The sequence below is a fragment of the Streptomyces sp. AgN23 genome (assembly GCF_001598115.1).
GTDB classification, from domain to species: domain Bacteria; phylum Actinomycetota; class Actinomycetes; order Streptomycetales; family Streptomycetaceae; genus Streptomyces; species Streptomyces antimycoticus.
In genome coordinates this window covers 2,780,806-2,797,802 of the sequence record NZ_CP007153.1, presented here as the reverse complement: position 1 = coordinate 2,797,802, position 16,997 = coordinate 2,780,806, and the positions used below count along the sequence as shown (strand labels likewise).

General features: G+C 73.1%; 19 protein-coding genes. 8 read left to right on the top strand and 11 right to left on the bottom strand.

Features of this window, described 5'->3' with window-relative positions; all coding sequences use genetic code 11:
* Positions 1-30: 30 nt before the first annotated feature.
* Entirely contained in the window at positions 31-447 is a 417-nt protein-coding gene (locus AS97_RS12250) for a helix-turn-helix domain-containing protein (RefSeq protein ID WP_086710586.1), read from the bottom strand.
* A gap of 122 nt (positions 448-569) precedes the next feature.
* On the opposite strand from AS97_RS12250, the gene AS97_RS12245 reads away from it, so the two are divergent.
* Positions 570-1,223, top strand: coding sequence for an NAD(P)-binding domain-containing protein (locus AS97_RS12245; protein WP_059146977.1), 654 nt, complete (start codon positions 570-572; stop codon positions 1,221-1,223).
* Positions 1,224-1,390: 167 nt separating this feature from the next.
* Positions 1,391-2,317 carry an NADP-dependent oxidoreductase gene (locus AS97_RS12240; RefSeq protein ID WP_125757503.1) on the top strand — a complete coding sequence of 309 codons (927 nt, stop codon included), beginning with the start codon at positions 1,391-1,393 and terminating at the stop codon, positions 2,315-2,317.
* Between the two features lie 207 nt (positions 2,318-2,524).
* Here the strand turns inward: AS97_RS12240 and AS97_RS12235 are convergent, their stop codons facing one another.
* From AS97_RS12235 to AS97_RS12220, 4 genes are all read right to left on the bottom strand, one after another.
* Complete coding sequence (locus tag AS97_RS12235; protein WP_210564889.1) at positions 2,525-2,863, bottom strand: DUF202 domain-containing protein; 339 nt, start codon at positions 2,861-2,863, stop codon at positions 2,525-2,527.
* A gap of 18 nt (positions 2,864-2,881) precedes the next feature.
* Positions 2,882-3,247 carry a DUF202 domain-containing protein gene (locus tag AS97_RS12230; RefSeq protein ID WP_059147027.1) on the bottom strand — a complete coding sequence of 122 codons (366 nt, stop codon included), beginning with the start codon at positions 3,245-3,247 and terminating at the stop codon, positions 2,882-2,884.
* A 107-nt stretch (positions 3,248-3,354) separates the two neighbouring features.
* Positions 3,355-3,891, bottom strand: a complete 537-nt coding sequence (locus tag AS97_RS12225) for an NUDIX domain-containing protein (RefSeq protein WP_086708420.1) — start codon at positions 3,889-3,891, stop codon at positions 3,355-3,357.
* A gap of 29 nt (positions 3,892-3,920) precedes the next feature.
* On the bottom strand, positions 3,921-4,646 hold the full coding sequence (locus AS97_RS12220) for a hypothetical protein (RefSeq protein ID WP_210564888.1): 726 nt from the start codon (positions 4,644-4,646) through the stop codon (positions 3,921-3,923).
* 272 nt (positions 4,647-4,918) lie between these two features.
* Between AS97_RS12220 and AS97_RS12215 the strand changes: the two genes are divergently transcribed.
* The 4 genes from AS97_RS12215 to AS97_RS12200 all read left to right on the top strand — a co-directional run bounded on the left by AS97_RS12215 (position 4,919) and on the right by AS97_RS12200 (position 9,208).
* Complete coding sequence (locus AS97_RS12215) at positions 4,919-6,574, top strand: FAD-binding dehydrogenase (RefSeq protein WP_059146982.1); 1,656 nt, start codon at positions 4,919-4,921, stop codon at positions 6,572-6,574.
* A 106-nt stretch (positions 6,575-6,680) separates the two neighbouring features.
* Positions 6,681-7,415 (top strand): molybdopterin-dependent oxidoreductase, encoded by a 735-nt coding sequence (locus AS97_RS12210; RefSeq protein WP_059146983.1) that lies wholly within the window; start codon positions 6,681-6,683, stop codon positions 7,413-7,415.
* A complete protein-coding gene (locus AS97_RS12205) occupies positions 7,357-8,124 on the top strand; it encodes a cytochrome b/b6 domain-containing protein (RefSeq protein ID WP_236669826.1) in 768 nt (255 codons plus the stop codon). Before AS97_RS12210 ends, AS97_RS12205 begins: the two co-directional genes overlap by 59 nt.
* A 61-nt stretch (positions 8,125-8,185) precedes the next feature.
* A complete protein-coding gene (locus AS97_RS12200; RefSeq protein WP_125757507.1) occupies positions 8,186-9,208 on the top strand; it encodes a glycoside hydrolase family 6 protein in 1,023 nt (340 codons plus the stop codon).
* A gap of 15 nt (positions 9,209-9,223) precedes the next feature.
* Here the strand turns inward: AS97_RS12200 and AS97_RS12195 are convergent, their stop codons facing one another.
* Complete coding sequence (locus AS97_RS12195) at positions 9,224-11,146, bottom strand: cellulose synthase catalytic subunit (RefSeq protein WP_086708418.1); 1,923 nt, start codon at positions 11,144-11,146, stop codon at positions 9,224-9,226.
* Positions 11,147-11,423: 277 nt separating this feature from the next.
* On the opposite strand from AS97_RS12195, the gene AS97_RS12190 reads away from it, so the two are divergent.
* On the top strand, positions 11,424-12,617 hold the full coding sequence (locus tag AS97_RS12190; protein WP_210564887.1) for a glycosyltransferase: 1,194 nt from the start codon (positions 11,424-11,426) through the stop codon (positions 12,615-12,617).
* Positions 12,618-12,682: 65 nt separating this feature from the next.
* Here the strand turns inward: AS97_RS12190 and AS97_RS12185 are convergent, their stop codons facing one another.
* From AS97_RS12185 to AS97_RS12175, 3 genes are read right to left on the bottom strand one after another with little or no spacing between them, the layout of a single operon-like run.
* Positions 12,683-13,054, bottom strand: a complete 372-nt coding sequence (locus AS97_RS12185; RefSeq protein ID WP_210564886.1) for a LysR substrate-binding domain-containing protein — start codon at positions 13,052-13,054, stop codon at positions 12,683-12,685.
* Positions 13,055-13,101: 47 nt separating this feature from the next.
* Complete coding sequence (locus AS97_RS12180; protein ID WP_236669824.1) at positions 13,102-13,245, bottom strand: hypothetical protein; 144 nt, start codon at positions 13,243-13,245, stop codon at positions 13,102-13,104.
* 36 nt (positions 13,246-13,281) lie between these two features.
* Complete coding sequence (locus AS97_RS12175) at positions 13,282-14,247, bottom strand: AraC family transcriptional regulator (protein WP_210564885.1); 966 nt, start codon at positions 14,245-14,247, stop codon at positions 13,282-13,284.
* An 81-nt stretch (positions 14,248-14,328) separates the two neighbouring features.
* On the opposite strand from AS97_RS12175, the gene AS97_RS12170 reads away from it, so the two are divergent.
* Positions 14,329-15,201 (top strand): NAD(P)H-binding protein, encoded by an 873-nt coding sequence (locus tag AS97_RS12170; protein ID WP_236669823.1) that lies wholly within the window; start codon positions 14,329-14,331, stop codon positions 15,199-15,201.
* A gap of 58 nt (positions 15,202-15,259) precedes the next feature.
* Here AS97_RS12170 and AS97_RS12165 read toward each other — a convergent pair whose 3' ends face one another.
* Positions 15,260-15,937, bottom strand: coding sequence for a hypothetical protein (locus tag AS97_RS12165; RefSeq protein ID WP_247204341.1), 678 nt, complete (start codon positions 15,935-15,937; stop codon positions 15,260-15,262).
* Between the two features lie 145 nt (positions 15,938-16,082).
* Entirely contained in the window at positions 16,083-16,997 is a 915-nt protein-coding gene (locus AS97_RS12160; RefSeq protein WP_210564884.1) for an NAD(P)H-binding protein, read from the bottom strand.

The window sequence follows — 16,997 nt, the reverse complement described above, 5'->3', positions numbered from 1 at the left end:
CATCGGGACCGCGGCCCGGAGGGCTCGGAACTACCGCCCCCGCCCCCGCTCGGCCCGTTCCCCGGCCCGTTCCCCGGCCCGCTCCTGGGCCTCGACCACCGCCTCCCCGTACTCCACCGACCAGGCACCCAGCGCCTCGACCGGCCCCAGCAAGGTCTCCCCGAGCGGGGTCAGCGCGTACTCGACCCGGGGCGGCGCCTCCGCGTATCGGCGCCGCTCCACCAGCCCGTCGTCCTCCAGGCGGCGCAGAGTGTCGTTGAGCACCTTCGGGCTGATGCCGCCGATCGCCTCGCGCAGTTCGCCTGGGCGGCGCGGCCCCTCCCGCAGTCCGAAGATCACGACGGCGGTCCAGGTGCGGGCCAGCAGATCGAAGCCCAGCCGCGCCCGGCAGTCGGCGATGAATCCCTCCGGTGCGAGGGGCCGCGATGTCGTCGCCGGTTCACTCACTGATGACCTCCTGACCTGCTGACCGCCGTCCGTCCTAGCGCATCCGTCGCACACCGCGCGGTGTGCGACGGACTTCCTAGTGTCCTTCCCCATCGGCAGGCGAGAACGAGGAGGAGACCGCGATGCGGATCGGAGTGCTGGGCACGGGCACGATGGCGGACGCGCTGGGGACCCAGTGGGCGCGGGCGGGGCACGAGCTGTTCATCGGCGGCCGCTCGCGGCCGAAGGCGGCGGCGCTGGCCGCCCGGATCGGCCACGGCGCGCGGGCGGGGAGTCTGCGCGAGGCCGCCGGATTCGGCGCGGTGACGCTGCTGGCGGTGGCGTACGGCGGGGTGGAGGCGGCGCTGGAGGCGGCGGGCGCGGCGAAGGGCACGCTGAGCGGCCGGGCGCTGATCGATTGCACCAACGCGGTCGTCCCCGGGCGCTTCACCCTCGCCACCGACGGCGGACCGGGCATGGCCGAGCGGATCGCCGCACGGGCCGTCGGGGCACGGGTCGTGAAGGCGTTCTGCCACTGCTCGGACGCGGTGTGGCGGATGACCCCGCCGGTCTTCGCCGACGGACCGCTGGCGGTCCCGCTGTGCGGGGACGACGAGAAGGCCCTGGAGGCCGTACGCACGCTGGTCCGCGATATGGGCTGCGTACCGCTGGACGCCGGGGGCCTGGAGCGGGCCCGCCTGCTGGAGTCCACCGTCGCGTTTCTGCTCGGCTTCTGGTTCGGCGGGGTGGAGCCACGGGCCGCGCTGCCGCCGCTGGCGGCGCAGAGCCCGGCTTAGCGCCGGGGCGGCGGCCGTGGCGGTGCGGATTTGCGCCGGCGGTGGGGGAGCAGGAGCGTCGAAGGGGAGGAGCGCGGCAAGGAGAACGTGAGAGCCGCGAGGAGTCCCGAAGAGCCGCGAGGAGCTGTGAGAACCGCGAGAATGTGAGAGCCGCGAGGAGCGCCATCATGAAGGCCATCACCTACTCCCGCTACGGCGGCCCCGAGATCCTGGAGTACGGGGAGCGGCCGGAGCCGAAGGTCGGCCCCGACTCCGTCCTGATCAGGGTCCGGGCCGCCAGCGTGAACCCCGTCGACTGGAAGGCGCAGGCCGGATATCTCGAACCGTTCCTGGACGCGGTCTTCCCGGTGATCCCCGGCTGGGACGTCTCCGGGGTCGTGGAGCGGCCCGGCCCCGCGGTGACGGACTTCCGGCCCGGCGACGAGGTGATCGGATACGTACGGGAGGACTTCCTCTCCCGGGGCACCTGCGCCGAGTATGTGGCGGCGCCCATCCGCACCCTCGCCCGCAAGCCGCGGAACCTCTCCTTCACCCAGGCCGCGGGCATCCCGCTGGCGGGGCTGACGGCCTACCAGTCGCTGGTGCGGGCGCTGAGGGTCGGTGAGGGCGACACCGTCCTGGTCCACGCGGCGGCGGGCGGGGTCGGCTCGATGGCGGTCCAGCTGGCCCGGCACATGGGTGCCCGCGTGATCGGCACCGCGAGTGAGCGCAACCATGAGTATCTGCGCGCGCTCGGCGCGGAGCCGACCGCATACGGGGAGGGCCTCGCCGAACGGGTCCGCGCCCTCGCCCCGAACGGGGTGGACGCCGTGCTCGACCTGGTCGGCGGCGACGCGCTCACCGTCTCCGCCGAACTCCTCGCCCCCGAAGGCCGCCTGGCCTCCATCGCCGACCCCGCCGTCCTCGGCCTCGGCGGCCACTACGTCTTCGTCCGCCCCGACCCCGACGACCTCCAGGACCTCACCGACCTCGCCGAGCGCGGCGCCCTCGGCGTCGAGGTCGCGGCGGTCTTCCCCCTCCGGAAGACGGCGGACGCCCAGCGGCTCAGCATGGAGGGCCACGCCAGGGGCAAGATCGCCATCGCGGTGGACTGAGCGACAGGGATCACCCTCGTGGTGGCCCTGAGAAACCGGCCCGAACACCTCATGGAATGCCAGGGGACGCCGTCCGCCTCCTACCCCGACGTGCGCTTCGTCCAGTAGGCGCGACGACCATGGGCGGGGGCGCGCGGCGGGGTCGGTCCCCGCGGCACCAGGGTCCCCGCCCGGGACCGCCGGAGGAGTGCGGCACCGGGCGCGGTCTCAGCGCAGCATGGCCGCTCCCAGGACGGCCAGGGCGAGGGTGCAGGTCCCCGCGGCCACGGCCGCCCGCGGGGACAGGGCGGGCGGACGTGGCATGCGCATGGCCCGGATGCGGCGGTGGGCCAGCGCCAGGAAAGCGAGCCAGGCCACCACCACCAGGGCCAGGACCACCAGCGAGGCCGGGTCGATACCGCCGTGCAGGGTCTGCCGGCCCGCGAGCGAGGCGGCCACCGCGCACGCCAGCGTCGTACGGCGCCAGGCCAGCCGCGTCCGCTCCGGTTGGAGCCCGGGGTCCCGGTCCCGCGTTCGTGGTCCGTGCGTCCCTTTCCCCTCCGGCATCGCCTCACACCTCCCGGGTCACCCGCCCCACCCGAAGGCGGCCACGATCACCATCAGCAGCGCGACCACTCCGACCGCGAGCCCGAGCACCACCGGGAAGCGGGACATCGGCAGGTCCTCGCCCCGCCGCATGGCCCGCTCGCAGCGCACCCAGTGGCTGATGGCCCGCAGGGCGCACAGCGCGCCGCCCGCCAGCAGGACGAGCGCCAGCGCGAGCCGCAGCGGCCGGGCGATCTCCGGGAGGAACTGGTCGACCGCGAAGCCGCCGCCCACCAGCGCCATCGCGGTGCGCAGCCAGGCGAGGAAGGTCCGTTCGTTGGCGAGTGAGAAGCGGTAGTCGGGGGTGCCGCCCTCCTCCCGCAGCCGCTCGGGCGCGAACCACAGCCGTACGTCCGACGCCGCCGAGGCGAGACCGCCGCCACGCGGCTCGGCAGGCTGTGCAGGCTCCGAAGGCTGCGGAGGCTCCGAAGGTCCGGGCCCGGAGGATTCGGTCACGCTTCGACCCTCTCACGGCGCCACTCCATCAGCCGCCGGTACGCCTCCCGCCCGTCCGGCACCCACTCCCACTCGGGCAGCCGCCGGGTCAGCTCGTCCTCGGTGAGAAAGGCGTGCCAGGCGACCTCCTCGGCCTGCGGATCGACCGGCAGCTCGCAGCGCACCTCGTAGACCCGGCTCCACCAGGTGTGCTCGGGCGTCTCGTAGAGGAACGAGAACAGCGGTACGGGTGCGGGCAGCCCCCGCACCCCCAGCTCCTCCTCCGCCTCGCGCAGCGCCGCCTCGTCATAGCCCTCGCCCGCGCCGACCACCCCGCCGACGAACATGTCGTACAGCGAGGGGAAGACCAGCTTCTCGGCGGTGCGGCGATGGACGAAGATCCGGCCCTGGGCGTCCCGGGCCTGGATGAAGACGCAGCGGTGCCGGAGCCGGTGGGCCATGGCGTCGCCGCGTCGGGCCTGGCCGACCACGCGGTCCCGCTCGTCCACGATGTCGAGCAGTTCGTTGGCGGAAAGCGGTTCCTGATCAGGCATACCGCCATACAAGCAGATCGCGGGACCGGTCAGCGCCGGAGGCCACCGCCGTATCCGCCGCCGTAGTCGCCCCCATAGCCGCCGTCGTAGCCGGTTCCACCGCCATAGCCGCCGTCGTACCCGCCGCCCTGGCCGCCCCCATAGCCACCGCCGTAGCCGTCGCCATAGCCGGTTCCACCGCCATAGCCGCCGCCCTCGTCGCGCTGCCGCTCCTGCTGCCGCTCGGCCCACCGGTCGAAGGCATCCACCGCGTCCTGCCAGTCGTCGTACTGTCCCGGCCCCCGGGACGACCAGCCCGGCCAGGACGGCGTGGAGCGGCTCTTGCCGGCGGACGGGTTCCGGGACTTGTCCGGCGTGGGGTCGGCCGCCGGGGCCTGGGCCACGGGCTGGGCGGCGGGCGGCTGCGGCTTGGGCTTCTCGGCGCGCGCACCGCGCAGCGGGGTGTCGCCCACCGCCGCCTCGGCGTACGGGACGGTATGGCTCTCCGGCTCGTCCGGGGCGGCCGTCGAGGTGTCGTGTCCGGAGGAGGCCGTCGCCTCACGGGCGTCCTTGCCCATGAGCATGAAGAGGGCGGTGGCGGCGCCGGTGGCCGACAGCAGAATCGCCCCGGCGGCCGCCTTACGGCGGTTGTCCACCGGGCGGCGGCGGGCGTGCCGGGGCCCGATCACCTCGCCGCGGAGCACCTGCGCCTCGTCCACGGGCGGCCCGGCTTGGAGGGGCTGCGGGCCGGGGGTGACGAGCGTCGGGTTCACCACGCGACGTTCCACCTCGGGCGTCGGCCCTGAATGCTCAACGGAGCGGTCAGCCATGGTCGTTGATGATGCACGGTTGGCCTAACCGTGTCCAATCTCGGTGAACGATTGTGACCTTTTATTCTACGTCGATGTTTCGCGGGGAGGTTGGCGGGCCGGAAGCGGCCGGAAACCGCTCCCACACCCCGGGTTGACGCCGTACTGGGCGGTAGGCAGGATCGCGGTCATGACGCCTCGGCGGGCGTCGGCGGGCTCACGAGAACGGACACCACACCATGGCGTACGACGCGGACGTGATCGTGGTCGGCGCGGGGCTCGCGGGCCTCGCCGCCACCGCCGAACTGGCCGATGCCGGCCGTAAGGTGATCCTGCTCGACCAGGAGCCCGAGCAGTCGCTCGGCGGTCAGGCCCACTGGTCCTTCGGCGGTCTCTTCCTCGTCGACTCACCCGAGCAGCGCCGGCTGCGCGTCCGCGACAGCCATGAACTCGCCTGGCAGGACTGGCTGGGCACGGCCGGGTTCGACCGCGAGGAGGACCACTGGCCGCGCCGCTGGGCCGAGGCGTACGTCGACTTCGCCGCCGGCGAGAAGCGGTCCTGGCTGCACGCCCAGGGGCTGCGGCTGTTCCCGCTCGTCGGCTGGGCCGAGCGCGGCGGCTATGACGCCACCGGCCATGGCAACTCCGTGCCCCGCTTTCACATCACCTGGGGCACCGGCCCCGGTGTCGTCGCCCCCTTCGAGCGGCGGGTGCGGGCGGCGGCCGCCCGTGGCCTGGTCGAGCTGCGCTTCCGGCACCGGGTGACGGGGCTGGCCCGCAGCGCGGGCACGGTCGACACCGTCACCGGCGACATCCTGGAGCCCAGCGACGCCGAGCGCGGCACCCCCAGCGGCCGCGAGGTGGCCGGAGCCTTCGAACTGCGCGCCCAAGCCGTGATCATCACCTCCGGCGGCATCGGCGGCAACCACGACCTGGTCCGCGCCAACTGGCCCGAGCGGCTGGGCTCCCCGCCCGAGCGGATGATCTCCGGAGTCCCGGCCCATGTGGACGGCCATATGCTCGGCATCACCGAGGCGACCGGCGGCCGCATCATCAACCGCGACCGGATGTGGCACTACACCGAGGGCATCGAGAACTGGAACCCCATCTGGCCCCGGCACGGCATCCGCATCCTGCCCGGCCCGTCCTCCCTGTGGTTCGACGCGCGCGGCAAGCGGTTGCCGGTGCCGCTGTTCCCCGGCTTCGACACCCTCGGCACGCTCGAGCACATCATGCGGACCGGCTACGACTACACCTGGTTCGTGCTCACCCGGAAGATCATCGAGAAGGAGTTCGCGCTCTCCGGCTCCGAGCAGAACCCCGACCTCACCGGCAAGAGCGTCCGCGAGGTGATCGGCCGCGGCCGGGCCGGGGCCCCGGGCCCGGTCCAGGCGTTCATGGACCACGGCGCGGACTTCATCGTGGAGCGGTCGCTGCCGGCGCTGGTCCGGCGGATGAACGCGCTCACCAAGGAGCCGCTCATCGACGAGGAGGGGCTGCGGCGGGAGATCGTCGCCCGCGACCGCGAGATCGCCAACCCCTACACCAAGGACCTCCAGGTCACCGCCCTGCGCGGCACCCGCAAATATGTGGCCGACCGGCTGATCCGCACCGCGGCCCCGCACCGCATCCTCGACCCCAAGGCGGGTCCGCTGATCGCCGTGCGCCTGAACATCCTGACCCGCAAGACGCTCGGCGGCCTCGAGACGGACCTCTCCTCCCGCGTCCTGACCGAGGGCGGCGAACCGCTGCCCGGTGTCTACGCGGCCGGGGAGGCGGCGGGCTTCGGCGGCGGGGGAGTGCACGGCTACCGCTCCCTGGAGGGCACCTTCCTGGGCGGCTGTCTCTTCTCGGGCCGTACGGCGGGCCGGGCGGCGGCCAAGGCGGTGGGGTAGACCCGGGGCGTGGCCCCCGGGCTCCCGGGTCCCGGAGTCTTACCGAAGTCTGACGAATCCCGGGCGAATATGGCGCACCACCCCCGCCCGGTGCTCTTATCGACCCATGGACCCCAACACCGGTGCCGGATCCGACGGCCACGGCGCCCCCGTCGGCCGGCGCCTCGTCCTCGGCATGCTCGGCCTCGGGGCCGGCGCGATGGCCGCGGCCCCCTGGCTGCAGGGCCGCCTGGAGGCCGCTCTGGGAGCGGTGGCCGACAAGGACCCGACGGGGGTGACCGGACTCCTCCCCAACGGCGGGGGATTCCGCTACTACTCCGTCACCTCCTCCGTGCCCCACAAGGACGCCGACAGCTACCGTCTCACCGTCGACGGACTCGTCGACAAGCCCGCCGAGTACCGCCTCGCCGATCTGCGCGCGCTCCCGCAGACCCGCCTCGTCCGCGATGTCCAGTGCGTCACCGGCTGGCGGGTGCCCGAGACCCCGTTCGAGGGGGTGCGGCTGTCGACGCTGCTCGACGCCGCCGGGGTGCGTTCGCGGGCCAAGGCCGTCCGCTTCACCTGCTTCGACGGCGCGTACAGCGAGAGCCTGACCCTCGATCAGGCGCGGCGCGCGGACGTCCTGGTCGCGCTGAAGCTGCGGGACAAGCCGCTGGGACACTCCCACGGCGGGCCGGTGCGGCTGTATGTGGCGCCCATGTACTTCTACAAGTCGGCGAAATGGCTCTCCGGTATCACCGTCACCGATCAGGTGCGGCCCGGCTATTGGGAGGACCGGGGCTATGACGTCGACGCCTGGGTCGGCAGATCGAACGGACGCGACGATGACCCCACCGCCTGAGCGGACGAAGACCGCGACGTCGCGAGCCGAAGACCGGGACCGGGACGGGTCGCGGGTGCGCCGGTTCAGCCCCGCCGAGCGCTGGATCCACCGCACCACGGCCCTCCTGCTGGGCGTGTGTGTGCTCAGCGCGGGCTGTCTCTATCTGCCCGAGCTCGCCGAACTCGTCGGGCGGCGCGCCCTCGTCGTCACCGTCCATGAGTGGAGCGGCATCCTGACGCCCCTCCCGGCCCTGCTCGGGCTCGCCTCCCGCGCCTTCCGCGCCGATCTCACTCGCCTCAACCGCTTCGGCCCGCACGACCGCCGCTGGCTGCGCGCTGCGCTGCGCCGCGACCACCGGCGACAGGAGCGCCCGGCGGGGAAGTTCAACGCCGGGCAGAAGCTGTACGCGGGGTATATCGCGGGCGCCGTGATGGTGATGGCGGGCACTGGGCTGCTGATGTGGTTCACCGATCTGGCCCCGCTGGTGTGGCGCACCAGCGCCACCTTTGTCCACGACTGGCTGGCGCTGGCCATCGGCATCGTCCTGCTCGGCCACATCGGCAAGGCGTTCGCCGATCCGGAGGCCCGGCGCGGGATGCGCACGGGCCGGGTCGAGCGGGCGTGGGCGGCCCGTGAGCATCCGCTGTGGCGTACGGACGAGGACACCGCGGACGGCCACCGGGACGCGGAGCACGACACCGGAGACCACGAACACCGCATCCGCTGAACCAGTGGCCACGCGCGCCACGTCCGCCGAACCCATGACACCCGGTGCCATGATGCGTCGCATGCGCGAGAGAGGTGCAACAAAGTCCGTTATGCGGCTTGGGGCGCATGTCGCCCTCTGCGCCGTGGCGATGCTGCCGCTGAGCGGGTGCCGCATGTTCGACGCCCCGCCGAGGCATGGCGGGCTCTGGGTGAACCCGGACAGCCCGGCCGCCCGGCAGGTCCGTGAGCGGCGGAACGAGGGAAAGAACCGCGACGCCGCGCTCATCCGGCAGATCGCCCAGCAGCCGGTCGCGGAGTGGCTCGGCCCCGCGCCGCCCCGTGAACGGGTCCGCTTCATCACCGCATCCGCGGCGCGCACCGGGTCCACCCCGGTCCTGGTCGCCTATCACATCCCCTACCGGGACTGCGGACGGTACTCGGCGGGCGGGGCCCGGAGCGCCCATGCGTACCGGCGTTGGATCGAGCAGATCACCCTGGGCATCGGCGACCGCGAGGCGATCGTCGTCCTGGAACCCGACGCGGTGGCCCAGCTCGTCGACGGCTGCGTACCGGCCAGGCTGCGCACCGCCCGGCTGGCGATGCTGCGCGACGCGGTCGCCATGTTCGCCGCCCTGCCGCACGTCCAGGTGTACGTGGACGCGGGGAACCCGGGCTGGATCAAGAATCCCCACCGGCTGGTGCGGCCGCTGCGCGAGGGCGGTGTCGAGCAGGCGGACGGCTTCGCGCTGAACGTCTCCAACTTCCAGCCGACCCGGCGGACCGTGGCGTACGGCCACCGGCTCTCCGCCGCCCTCGACGGCGCCCACTTCGTCATCGACACCAGCCGGAACGGCAACGGTCCGCTGCGGCTGCGCGGCGCGGCCCGGCACGGTATCCGGGCCCGGGACTCCTGGTGCAATCCGCCGGGGCGGGCGCTGGGCGAGCGGCCCAGCACCACCACCGGTGATCGCCTCGTGGACGCCTATCTGTGGATCAAGCGGCCGGGAGAGTCCGACGGGACCTGCAACGGCGGCCCCCCGGCGGGCCGCTGGTGGACCGCGTACGCGCTCGATCTGGCCCGTAACGCGCCCCGCCGGCACTAGCCGCCCGGCCGCCGGTCACAGCGCGCAGACCGGCGCCTTCTCCTTGTCCTCGTTCTTGCTCTTGTTCTTGTTCTTCTTGTTCTTCGCTTTCGGGGCCGCACAGGGGCTGGCCGCGTCGCGCGCCGTCGGCACCGTTCCGCGCGCCGGGCGCTTCCGGCCGCGGCGTACCAGCCCCACCGACCAGACCGCCACCGGCGCCAGACACAGCGCGAGGGCGAGCACCGCCCAGGTCCGCATCACCGCATGGGCGTGGCCCAGGAAGAACGAGGCGACCAGAGAGGAGCCGAACACCGCGGCCCACAGCAGATGGATACGGAACGTGGAGAGCCGGTCGGGGCTGGACGAGTCGCCCTTGGGCGTGACCACGAACCGGCTGGTGCGGCGCAGCGCCGCGTCGCACAGCGACTTGGCGTAGATCGGGGCCGACAGCGCCGAGAGCAGCATCCCGGCCAGCCCGCCGGAGCCCTCCGGCTCATGCGGGGAGACGTTGTGCCGCCGGTTCCAGATGTACAGCCCGATCTGCAGCATCGCCGCGTCGCTGTAGAGCATCATCCACAGCTCGGCGGGGATGTGGATCCCGGCCGCGCCCAGCACCAGGAACAGCGCGCACGACAGCGCGGAGAGGATCCAGTTGAGCGCGGTCATCGGGTAGTACGCGATCATCAGCGAGTAGTTGAGCAGCTTGCCCGGCGACAGGGTGAACGGGCCCTTCCAGAACTGCTTGAGCACCGTCTCGTAGGTGCCGCGGCTCCACCGCATCTGCTGGGTGAAGAAGTCCGTCCAGGTGCTCGGCCCCTCGCCGACCGCGAGCACATCGGGGGTGTAGACCGAGCGCCACCGCTTCCTCGTGGCGGGGTTGCGGTGGCGGTGCAGCTCGAAGCCGGTGGCCATGTCCTCGGTGATCGAGTCGTACAGCCCGCCGATCGAGCGCAGCGCGCTGATCCGCACCGCGTTGTTGGTGCCCACGAACATCGGGCCGCCATAGGCGTTTCCGGCCCGCTGGATCAGCGCGTGGAAAAGGAACTGCTGGCTTTCGGCGGCCTTGGTGACCGGGGTGTCGTAATTCCCGTAGACCTGCGGACCGACCACAAAGGCGATATCCGGATCCCGGAAGTAACCCAGCATGCGCTCCAGGAAGTTGGGCAGCGGCACATGGTCGGTATCCACACACGCCATGAATTCATACGCGTCACCATGCGCGTCCAGCCAGGCGTTGTAATTCCCGTGCTTGGTCCTCGCCCGGAAAGCGCCCTTCGGCTGATTCCACTTCTCGATGCCCTTGCGGGAGAAATGCCGTACGCCCAGCCGTGCGCACAGCGCCTTGACCTCCTCGTCGTCCCCCTCGTCCAGCAGCCATACGTCCAGCGGCCCGGTGTGCCGGATCCGCACCGCCCCCTCCAGCGTGGCCCGGACCATCGCGATCGGCTCCTTGCCGGGCACAAAGCTGGTCAGGAACGCCACCCGCGTCCCCGGCTCGGCCACCACCGGCACCGGATCCCGCGCCACCAGCGTCGCATGGGCGTTGGAGACGACCGTGAACAGGCGAAAGCCCTCGATCAGCGCGATCGAGACCAGCATCGCGAGGTCCGCCGCCCGCTGCCACCACGGCGCGTAGGCGCGCTCCAGCCAGTGATCGGGGTGCAGCAGCCACAGCAGCAGCAGCGCCGAGCACACCGGCGCCGCGCACAGCAGCAGCGCGGCCCGGATCCGGTGCGGCTCCTGCGCCAGCAGACTCCGGCAGCGCACCCGGTAGGGGCGGTCCGTGGGAGCGTTGGTCAACGGGCCCGCCAGCTCGCTGTACCGCTTGTACTCGTACACCGAGGCGGAACGGCGGTGCGGGGCGCGGGATGACGCGGTACGCGCGGGCGGCGGCCCGGCGGATACGGCGTGTGCGGTGGCTTTCCGGGGGGAATCTCTGACGGGGGTCGGTGCAGACATCTGGGCACTCCCGCGGGGCTGGCTCGAACCGAATGGCGCGCCGCGATGACCCATACGGGCCATATTCTTCAGGTCATCGCGCGAGATGAGAAGGTAACAATCCCATGGGGACTGGCCGTGCACATCGAATATTCGGCGCGCCCTTGTCGAGGGCCCGTAAGGCATCCACTCCGACGGCCCAGCGGTGCGCGTCTTACGTGATTTACATCCCGCCGTCTGGCAGGGTCGGCACCGATCGAAGCCCATCGGAATACGGAGGATGGGGCGCAGTCGCCCGATGAGAGTCCTGCACATCATCTCCCGCCTCGGGGCCGGAGGAGCCGAACAGCAACTGAGGCTGCTGCTGCGCCATTTGCCGGTGCGCTGTGACGTCATCGCCCTCTCGGACCCCGGCGCCACCGCGCACGGCATTCGCGCGGACGGCGTCCCGGTCACCCATGTGCCCCTGGGCGTCGGGCGCGAGCGCCAGCTCACCACGGTGCCCAGGCTGGTGCGGATCATCCGCTCCGGCGGCTACGACTTGGTGCACACCCATCTGTACCGGGCGTGTGTGCTCGGCCGGATCGCCGCCCGGCTGGCCGGGGTGCGGCCGGTCATCGCCACCGAACACAGCCTGGGCGAGCGGCGGATCGACGGCCGACCGCTCACGGCCGCCCTCCGCGCCCGCTATCTCGCCGCCGAGCGGCTGGGCTCGGCCACCGTCGCCGTCTCGGCCGCCGTCGCCGACCGGCTGCGCGACTGGGGCGTGCCCAACCCCCGGATCCATCTGGTGCCGAACGGGATCGACGCCCGCCACTTCCGCTTCGAACCGGCCGCACGGGCGGCCGCCCGCGCCCGTCTCGGCCTCCCCGACCGGGCCTTCGTGGTCGGCGGGGTCGGCCGCCTGGTGGCGGACAAGCGGTTCGACGCGGCGGTGCGGGCCGTCGCCGAGGTGCCGGACACCCGGCTGCTGCTGGTCGGCGAGGGCCCCGAGCGTCCCGCCCTGGAGGACCTGGCCGCCCGGCTCGGCGCGGCCGACCGGGTGCGGCTGCTGGGCGAGCGCGACGGCGCCGTGGCCCCGCCGGACGACCGGCCCGCGGGGCTGCCCGGACTGCTGGCCGCCATGGACGTGCTGGTCTCGCCGTCCACCGAGGAGGCGTTCGGCCTCGCGGCGCTGGAGGGGCTGGCGGCCGGGCTGCCGGTGCTGCACACCGTCTGCCCCGCCCTCGACGAACTCCCCACTGGCGCCGTCCCCGGCGCCCGCCGTATCGCCCCCGGCCCGGCCGCCCTCGCCGACGCCCTGCGCCGGCAGGCCGCCGCGGGCCCGCTGCGCTTTCCGGTCCCGGACGCCATCGACCGCTACGACATCGCCCGCGGCGCCCGCCGCCTGATGGACCTCTACGACCGCGCCACCACCTGCGGGCCGGACGGCTGTCTGCGGGTGTCCCCCATCAGCCGCCGCATGCCGCGGCGCGGCGCGCCCGCGGGCTGAGAGGGCCCGCCGGTTGAGACGGCCCGCGCGCCGCACCGACGCCGCCCCTTGCCGCAGGCGCGGAATCAATCGCCTCGCGCGGCCTCGCCGCGGTCGCCATCAGGCCCCGGGGCCAGATCACGGAGCAGCTCCAGCACATGCCGCAGGCCGGGACGGTTGCCGGTGCCCGCACGGCCGACGGTGAAGACGGTCCGGGAGACGGGATGGACCAGCGGATGCAGACTGACGGGCGCGAGGGTGTCCGGCAGCGCCATACGGGGCACCAGGGCGGCACCGGCTCCCGCGGCGACCAGGGCCGTCAGCACGGCGAAATCGCTGCTGCGCACCCGGATGTCCGGGACGAACCCGGCGGCGCCACAGGCGCGCTGCTCGGGGTCGCGGCTCTCGCGCTGCTGCTGGTGGCGCCGTTCACAAAGGTACGTCTGCCGCGACGACATGATCTGCCGATGATCGCCCCGTGCGGGGCCACCGGCATGACCGCCTATCAGGTGCTGCTCAACCGCAGAAACGACAGCCCGGCCACCCCCAGCCCCTCGATACCGACCCGGATGGCGGGAAAGGCCGAGGCCCACAGCACGACGGTGCCGGCCAGGGCGAGAAGACGGGGAGAGGCGATGCGCGGGAACATGCCTTCAGCGTCCCCGCCGCAAAAGCAAAAATCGAGTTAGCTTTTGTTGCCGAAAGCGTTGGCCGCGCTTACTGCCGCCTCGCGGTACGCCCGCGGGCTGAGGCCGCGCTCGCGGGTGAAGGCGGCGCTGAGGGCGAACGCGCTGCCGTAGCCGACCCGCCGGGCCACCGCCGCCAGGGTGCTCGCCGGGTCCCGGAGCAGATCCGCCGCGAGCGCCAGCCGCCAGCCGGTCAGATACGCCATGGGCGGCTCGCCCACCAGCGCGGTGAAGCGGCGGGCCAGCGCCGCACGCGAGACGCCCGTCTGGGCGGCGAGCCCGGCCACGGTCCACGGATGGGCCGGGTTGTTCTGCAGCAGCCGCAGGGCACGGCCCACCACCGGGTCGCCCAGCGCCCGGTACCACCCCGGCGCCCGGGCCTCCGGCCGGGCGAACCAGGCCCGCAGCACGGAGATCAGCAGCAGATCCAGCAGCCGGTCCAGGACCGCCTCCTGCCCGGCCTCGTCCTTGACGATCTCCTCGCCGAACCAGGGCATCAGGGGGCAGTCCCACACCTCGCCGTCCAGCGCCAGCAGCGGGGGCAGCGCGTCCAGCAGCCGCCCGCTGATCTCCCCGTCGAGCTGATAGGTGCCGATGAGCATGGTGGCCGAGCCGTCCAGGCTGTTGCCCCAGGTGCGCACCCCCAGCGCCATCGCCTCGGCCAGATCCGCGCCGTCCGCCGTGCGGCACACCTCACCGGGGAGGATCCACGCCTGCGGCGCGGTGGCGGGGTCGTCGGCGACCGTGTACGGAGCCGGGCCGCGCGCGATGGCCACGTCCCCCGGGCGCAGCCGCACCGCCTCGCCCTCGTCCGGCACCACCCAGGCCTCGCCGCGCGCCATGGTCATCACGCACAGCGGGGCCCGGTCCTCGATCCGTACCGCCCAGGGCGGCTCCATCACGACCCGCAGCAGAAAGGCCCCCCGGGCCCGCGGGCCGTCCAGCAGACTCGCCAGCGCGTCCATGGCGCACAGCGTAGACGCTCGCTTATGCGGCCGAGCCTCTCGGCCATGGCCCGTCTCACCACCCGCGAGTTGACTGGCCGTATGACGACACACCACACGGAAACACAGCACGCGCCGGCACAGCCCGCCGACCCGACGACCGTCCTGGTGCTCGGCGGCACCGGCAAGACCGGCCGCCGGGTCGCGGACCGGCTGATCCGGGCCGGGCACCCGGTGCGGATCGGCTCCCGGTCCGGCGAGACGCCCTTCGACTGGGAGGATCCGCGCACCTGGGAACCCGCGCTGGACGGCGCCGCCGCGGCGTACCTCGCCTACTACCCCGACGTCTGCGACCCGGGCGCCGCCGCTACCCTCCGCGCCTTCGCCGAACGGGCGGCCGGGAGCGGCACCCGGCGGCTGGTGCTGCTCTCCGCCCGGGGCGTGGAGGCGGCGCTGCCCGCCGAGGAGGCGGTGCGGGTGCCGGGTGTGGAGTGGACCGTGCTGCGGGCGAGTTGGTTCTTCCAGAACTTCGACGAGGGCATCCTGCGCAGCGGTGTGCTCGACGGCGAGATCGTCTTCCCGGCCGGGGACGTGAAGGAGCCCTTCGTGGACGCCGACGACATCGCCGAGGTCGCGGTCGCGGCGCTGACCGGGGACGGACACGCGGGCCGGAGCTACGAGATCACCGGGCCAAGGCTGCTGACCTTCGCCGAGGCGGCCGCGGAGATCGCCGGGGCGACGGGCCGCGCGGTGCGCTATGTGCCGGTCCCCGCCGAGGAGTACGGGGCCGCGCTGGTGCGCGACCACGGGCTGCCGGACGAGCTGGGGGCGTTTCTGACCGACCTGTTCGCCACCTTGCTGGACGGGCGCAACGCGCGTCTGGGGGACGGCGTCCACCGCGTCCTGGGCCGTGCGCCCCGGGACTTCGCCGACTACGTCTGCGAGACCGCCGGGAGCGGTGCCTGGGCCGACTGAGACCGGCCGCCCCCGGGGCCGGGCGCCACGGGACCGCGGACCGTCCGCCGCATCGGGCCTACCCCGTCGGACGCCGGTCGATCGGGGTCACCGGGGACCGGACCGACAGAGGGGTGCGGCGCGGGCCCGACCAGGGGGTCGGGACCGCGTCGATGTCCTGGGCCAGTCGGTGGGCGAGCGTCTCGTAGTTCACCCGCCAGCCGCGGAAGTGCGGCCACGCCTGCTCCGCGGTGCGCTCCATCGGATAGCCGTAGGTGCGCATCTGTTCCACCCCGCGCAGGAAGTCCGTGTAGCCGAGCCGCACCGGATCCTCCGGGTGCGGGTCCGCGTCGTACGGGATGCCGCGGATATCGGCGATGTCGTGCAGGCAGACGTAGCCCGCGCGCAGCGCCAGCCGGGTTTCGGCATGGGGCTGGGAGGGGTTGAAGGCCAGCCGCAGCGCGCCCGCGTCCAGCACCGCCAGCAGGGCGATCAGCCAGTTGCGGTCGGCCTTGGGGGAGCGGAAGTGGATCAGGATCGGATAGGTGGTGTGGGTCTCGCTCACCACGGCGCACCACCGCTCCCCGCGGAAGAGGTCGCCGATGTCGTCCAGCAGCTCGACCTGGGCGTAGCGGGCGAGGATCTGCGGACCCCAGGGCGGCGCGCCGGCCCGGGTCTGTAGCAGGGTGACCTCGGTCTCGCGGCGCTGATAGGCGTTGTAGAGGGTGGGCAGATAGCCGATCTGCAGGCCGACCACGATGGGGCCGGTGGCCGCCGCGCAGAAGTCGATGGCGGTCAGGCTGGCCCGGCGGGGCCCAGCACGATGACGGCGCCGATGATGCCCAGCAGTACTCGCACCGCGATTCCGTTCCTACGTGCGTACCCTCTCGTCCCACCCGCTCTCAGGCCGTGAACATCTCGGGGTGGGTGCCGACGAATTCCCGCACCCCGGTCGCGGGCCTCCCGGTGATCGTCTCGATGTCGTCGGTCCGGCGGTCGTAGCGGTTCTCCGCGTGCAGCCGGGCCATGGTCGCCAGATGCCGGAAGACGTGGTCGGGCAGGCCCAGGGCCCGCAGATCGTGGTTGACCCAGGCTTCGTAGGAGACGTCGACATAGCTGACCGGCCGGCCGAGCGCGTCGGCGAACTCCGCGGCCATGGTGGTCATGTCGACGGAGGCCGGGCCGGTCAGATGGTAGGTCTTGCCGATGTGCGAGGTGGGGTCCACCAGGATCTCCGTCACCACCGCGGCGACGTCCCGGGCCGCGACCGGGGAGGTGCGCCCGGTGCCGAACGGCAGCCCGATCGTGCCCTCCCGCGCGATGGAGGAGTAGACGAAGACGGAGAAGAGCGGATTCTCCATGAAGACGGTGGGCCTGAGGTGGGTGACGGGCAGCCCGGACCAGTCGAGGGCCTGTTCGCCCAGCCACTGCAGCCGGTGCTGATCGGACTCCGTGGTGCTGGTGAAGTCCATCTGGGAGACCGTCATCTGCGACATGTTGACCAGCACTTCCAGCCGCGCGTACGCGCGCGCGACCGCCGCCGTCGTCACCGTGGCCTCCAGATACCCCGGCGACACGCTCAGGCCGAAGTACATCCGTCCGCAGCCGTCCAGCGCGCGGACCACATCCGGGGCGCGGGCCAGATCGCCCGCCACCACCTCCGCGCCCATCGCCCGCAGGGCGTCGGCCCGCTCGTCCTCCCGGTGGACCATGGCCCGCACCGGCAGATCGCGTCGGCGCAGCTCCTCCACCACGGTGCGGCCGACGCCTCCGACGCTCCCCGCGGCGCCGGTCACCAGGATCGGTGCCGCGGCCAT

Bases quoted from the DNA above. Each gene is read 5' to 3' on its own strand.
- AS97_RS12245 (WP_059146977.1), top strand. From the start codon at position 570: ATGCGGATCGGAGTGCTGGGCACGGGCACGATGGCGGACGCGCTGGGG.
- AS97_RS12240 (WP_125757503.1), top strand. From the start codon at position 1,391: ATGAAGGCCATCACCTACTCCCGCTACGGCGGCCCCGAGATCCTGGAG.
- AS97_RS12235 (WP_210564889.1), bottom strand. From the start codon at position 2,863: ATGCCGGAGGGGAAAGGGACGCACGGACCACGAACGCGGGACCGGGAC.
- AS97_RS12225 (WP_086708420.1), bottom strand. From the start codon at position 3,891: ATGCCTGATCAGGAACCGCTTTCCGCCAACGAACTGCTCGACATCGTG.
- AS97_RS12215 (WP_059146982.1), top strand. From the start codon at position 4,919: ATGGCGTACGACGCGGACGTGATCGTGGTCGGCGCGGGGCTCGCGGGC.
- AS97_RS12210 (WP_059146983.1), top strand. From the start codon at position 6,681: ATGGACCCCAACACCGGTGCCGGATCCGACGGCCACGGCGCCCCCGTC.
- AS97_RS12205 (WP_236669826.1), top strand. From the start codon at position 7,357: ATGACGTCGACGCCTGGGTCGGCAGATCGAACGGACGCGACGATGACC.
- AS97_RS12200 (WP_125757507.1), top strand. From the start codon at position 8,186: ATGCGCGAGAGAGGTGCAACAAAGTCCGTTATGCGGCTTGGGGCGCAT.
- AS97_RS12195 (WP_086708418.1), bottom strand. From the start codon at position 11,146: ATGTCTGCACCGACCCCCGTCAGAGATTCCCCCCGGAAAGCCACCGCA.
- AS97_RS12190 (WP_210564887.1), top strand. From the start codon at position 11,424: ATGAGAGTCCTGCACATCATCTCCCGCCTCGGGGCCGGAGGAGCCGAA.
- AS97_RS12185 (WP_210564886.1), bottom strand. From the start codon at position 13,054: ATGTCGTCGCGGCAGACGTACCTTTGTGAACGGCGCCACCAGCAGCAG.
- AS97_RS12180 (WP_236669824.1), bottom strand. From the start codon at position 13,245: ATGTTCCCGCGCATCGCCTCTCCCCGTCTTCTCGCCCTGGCCGGCACC.
- AS97_RS12175 (WP_210564885.1), bottom strand. From the start codon at position 14,247: ATGGACGCGCTGGCGAGTCTGCTGGACGGCCCGCGGGCCCGGGGGGCC.
- AS97_RS12170 (WP_236669823.1), top strand. From the start codon at position 14,329: ATGACGACACACCACACGGAAACACAGCACGCGCCGGCACAGCCCGCC.
- AS97_RS12160 (WP_210564884.1), bottom strand. From the start codon at position 16,997: ATGGCCGCGGCACCGATCCTGGTGACCGGCGCCGCGGGGAGCGTCGGA.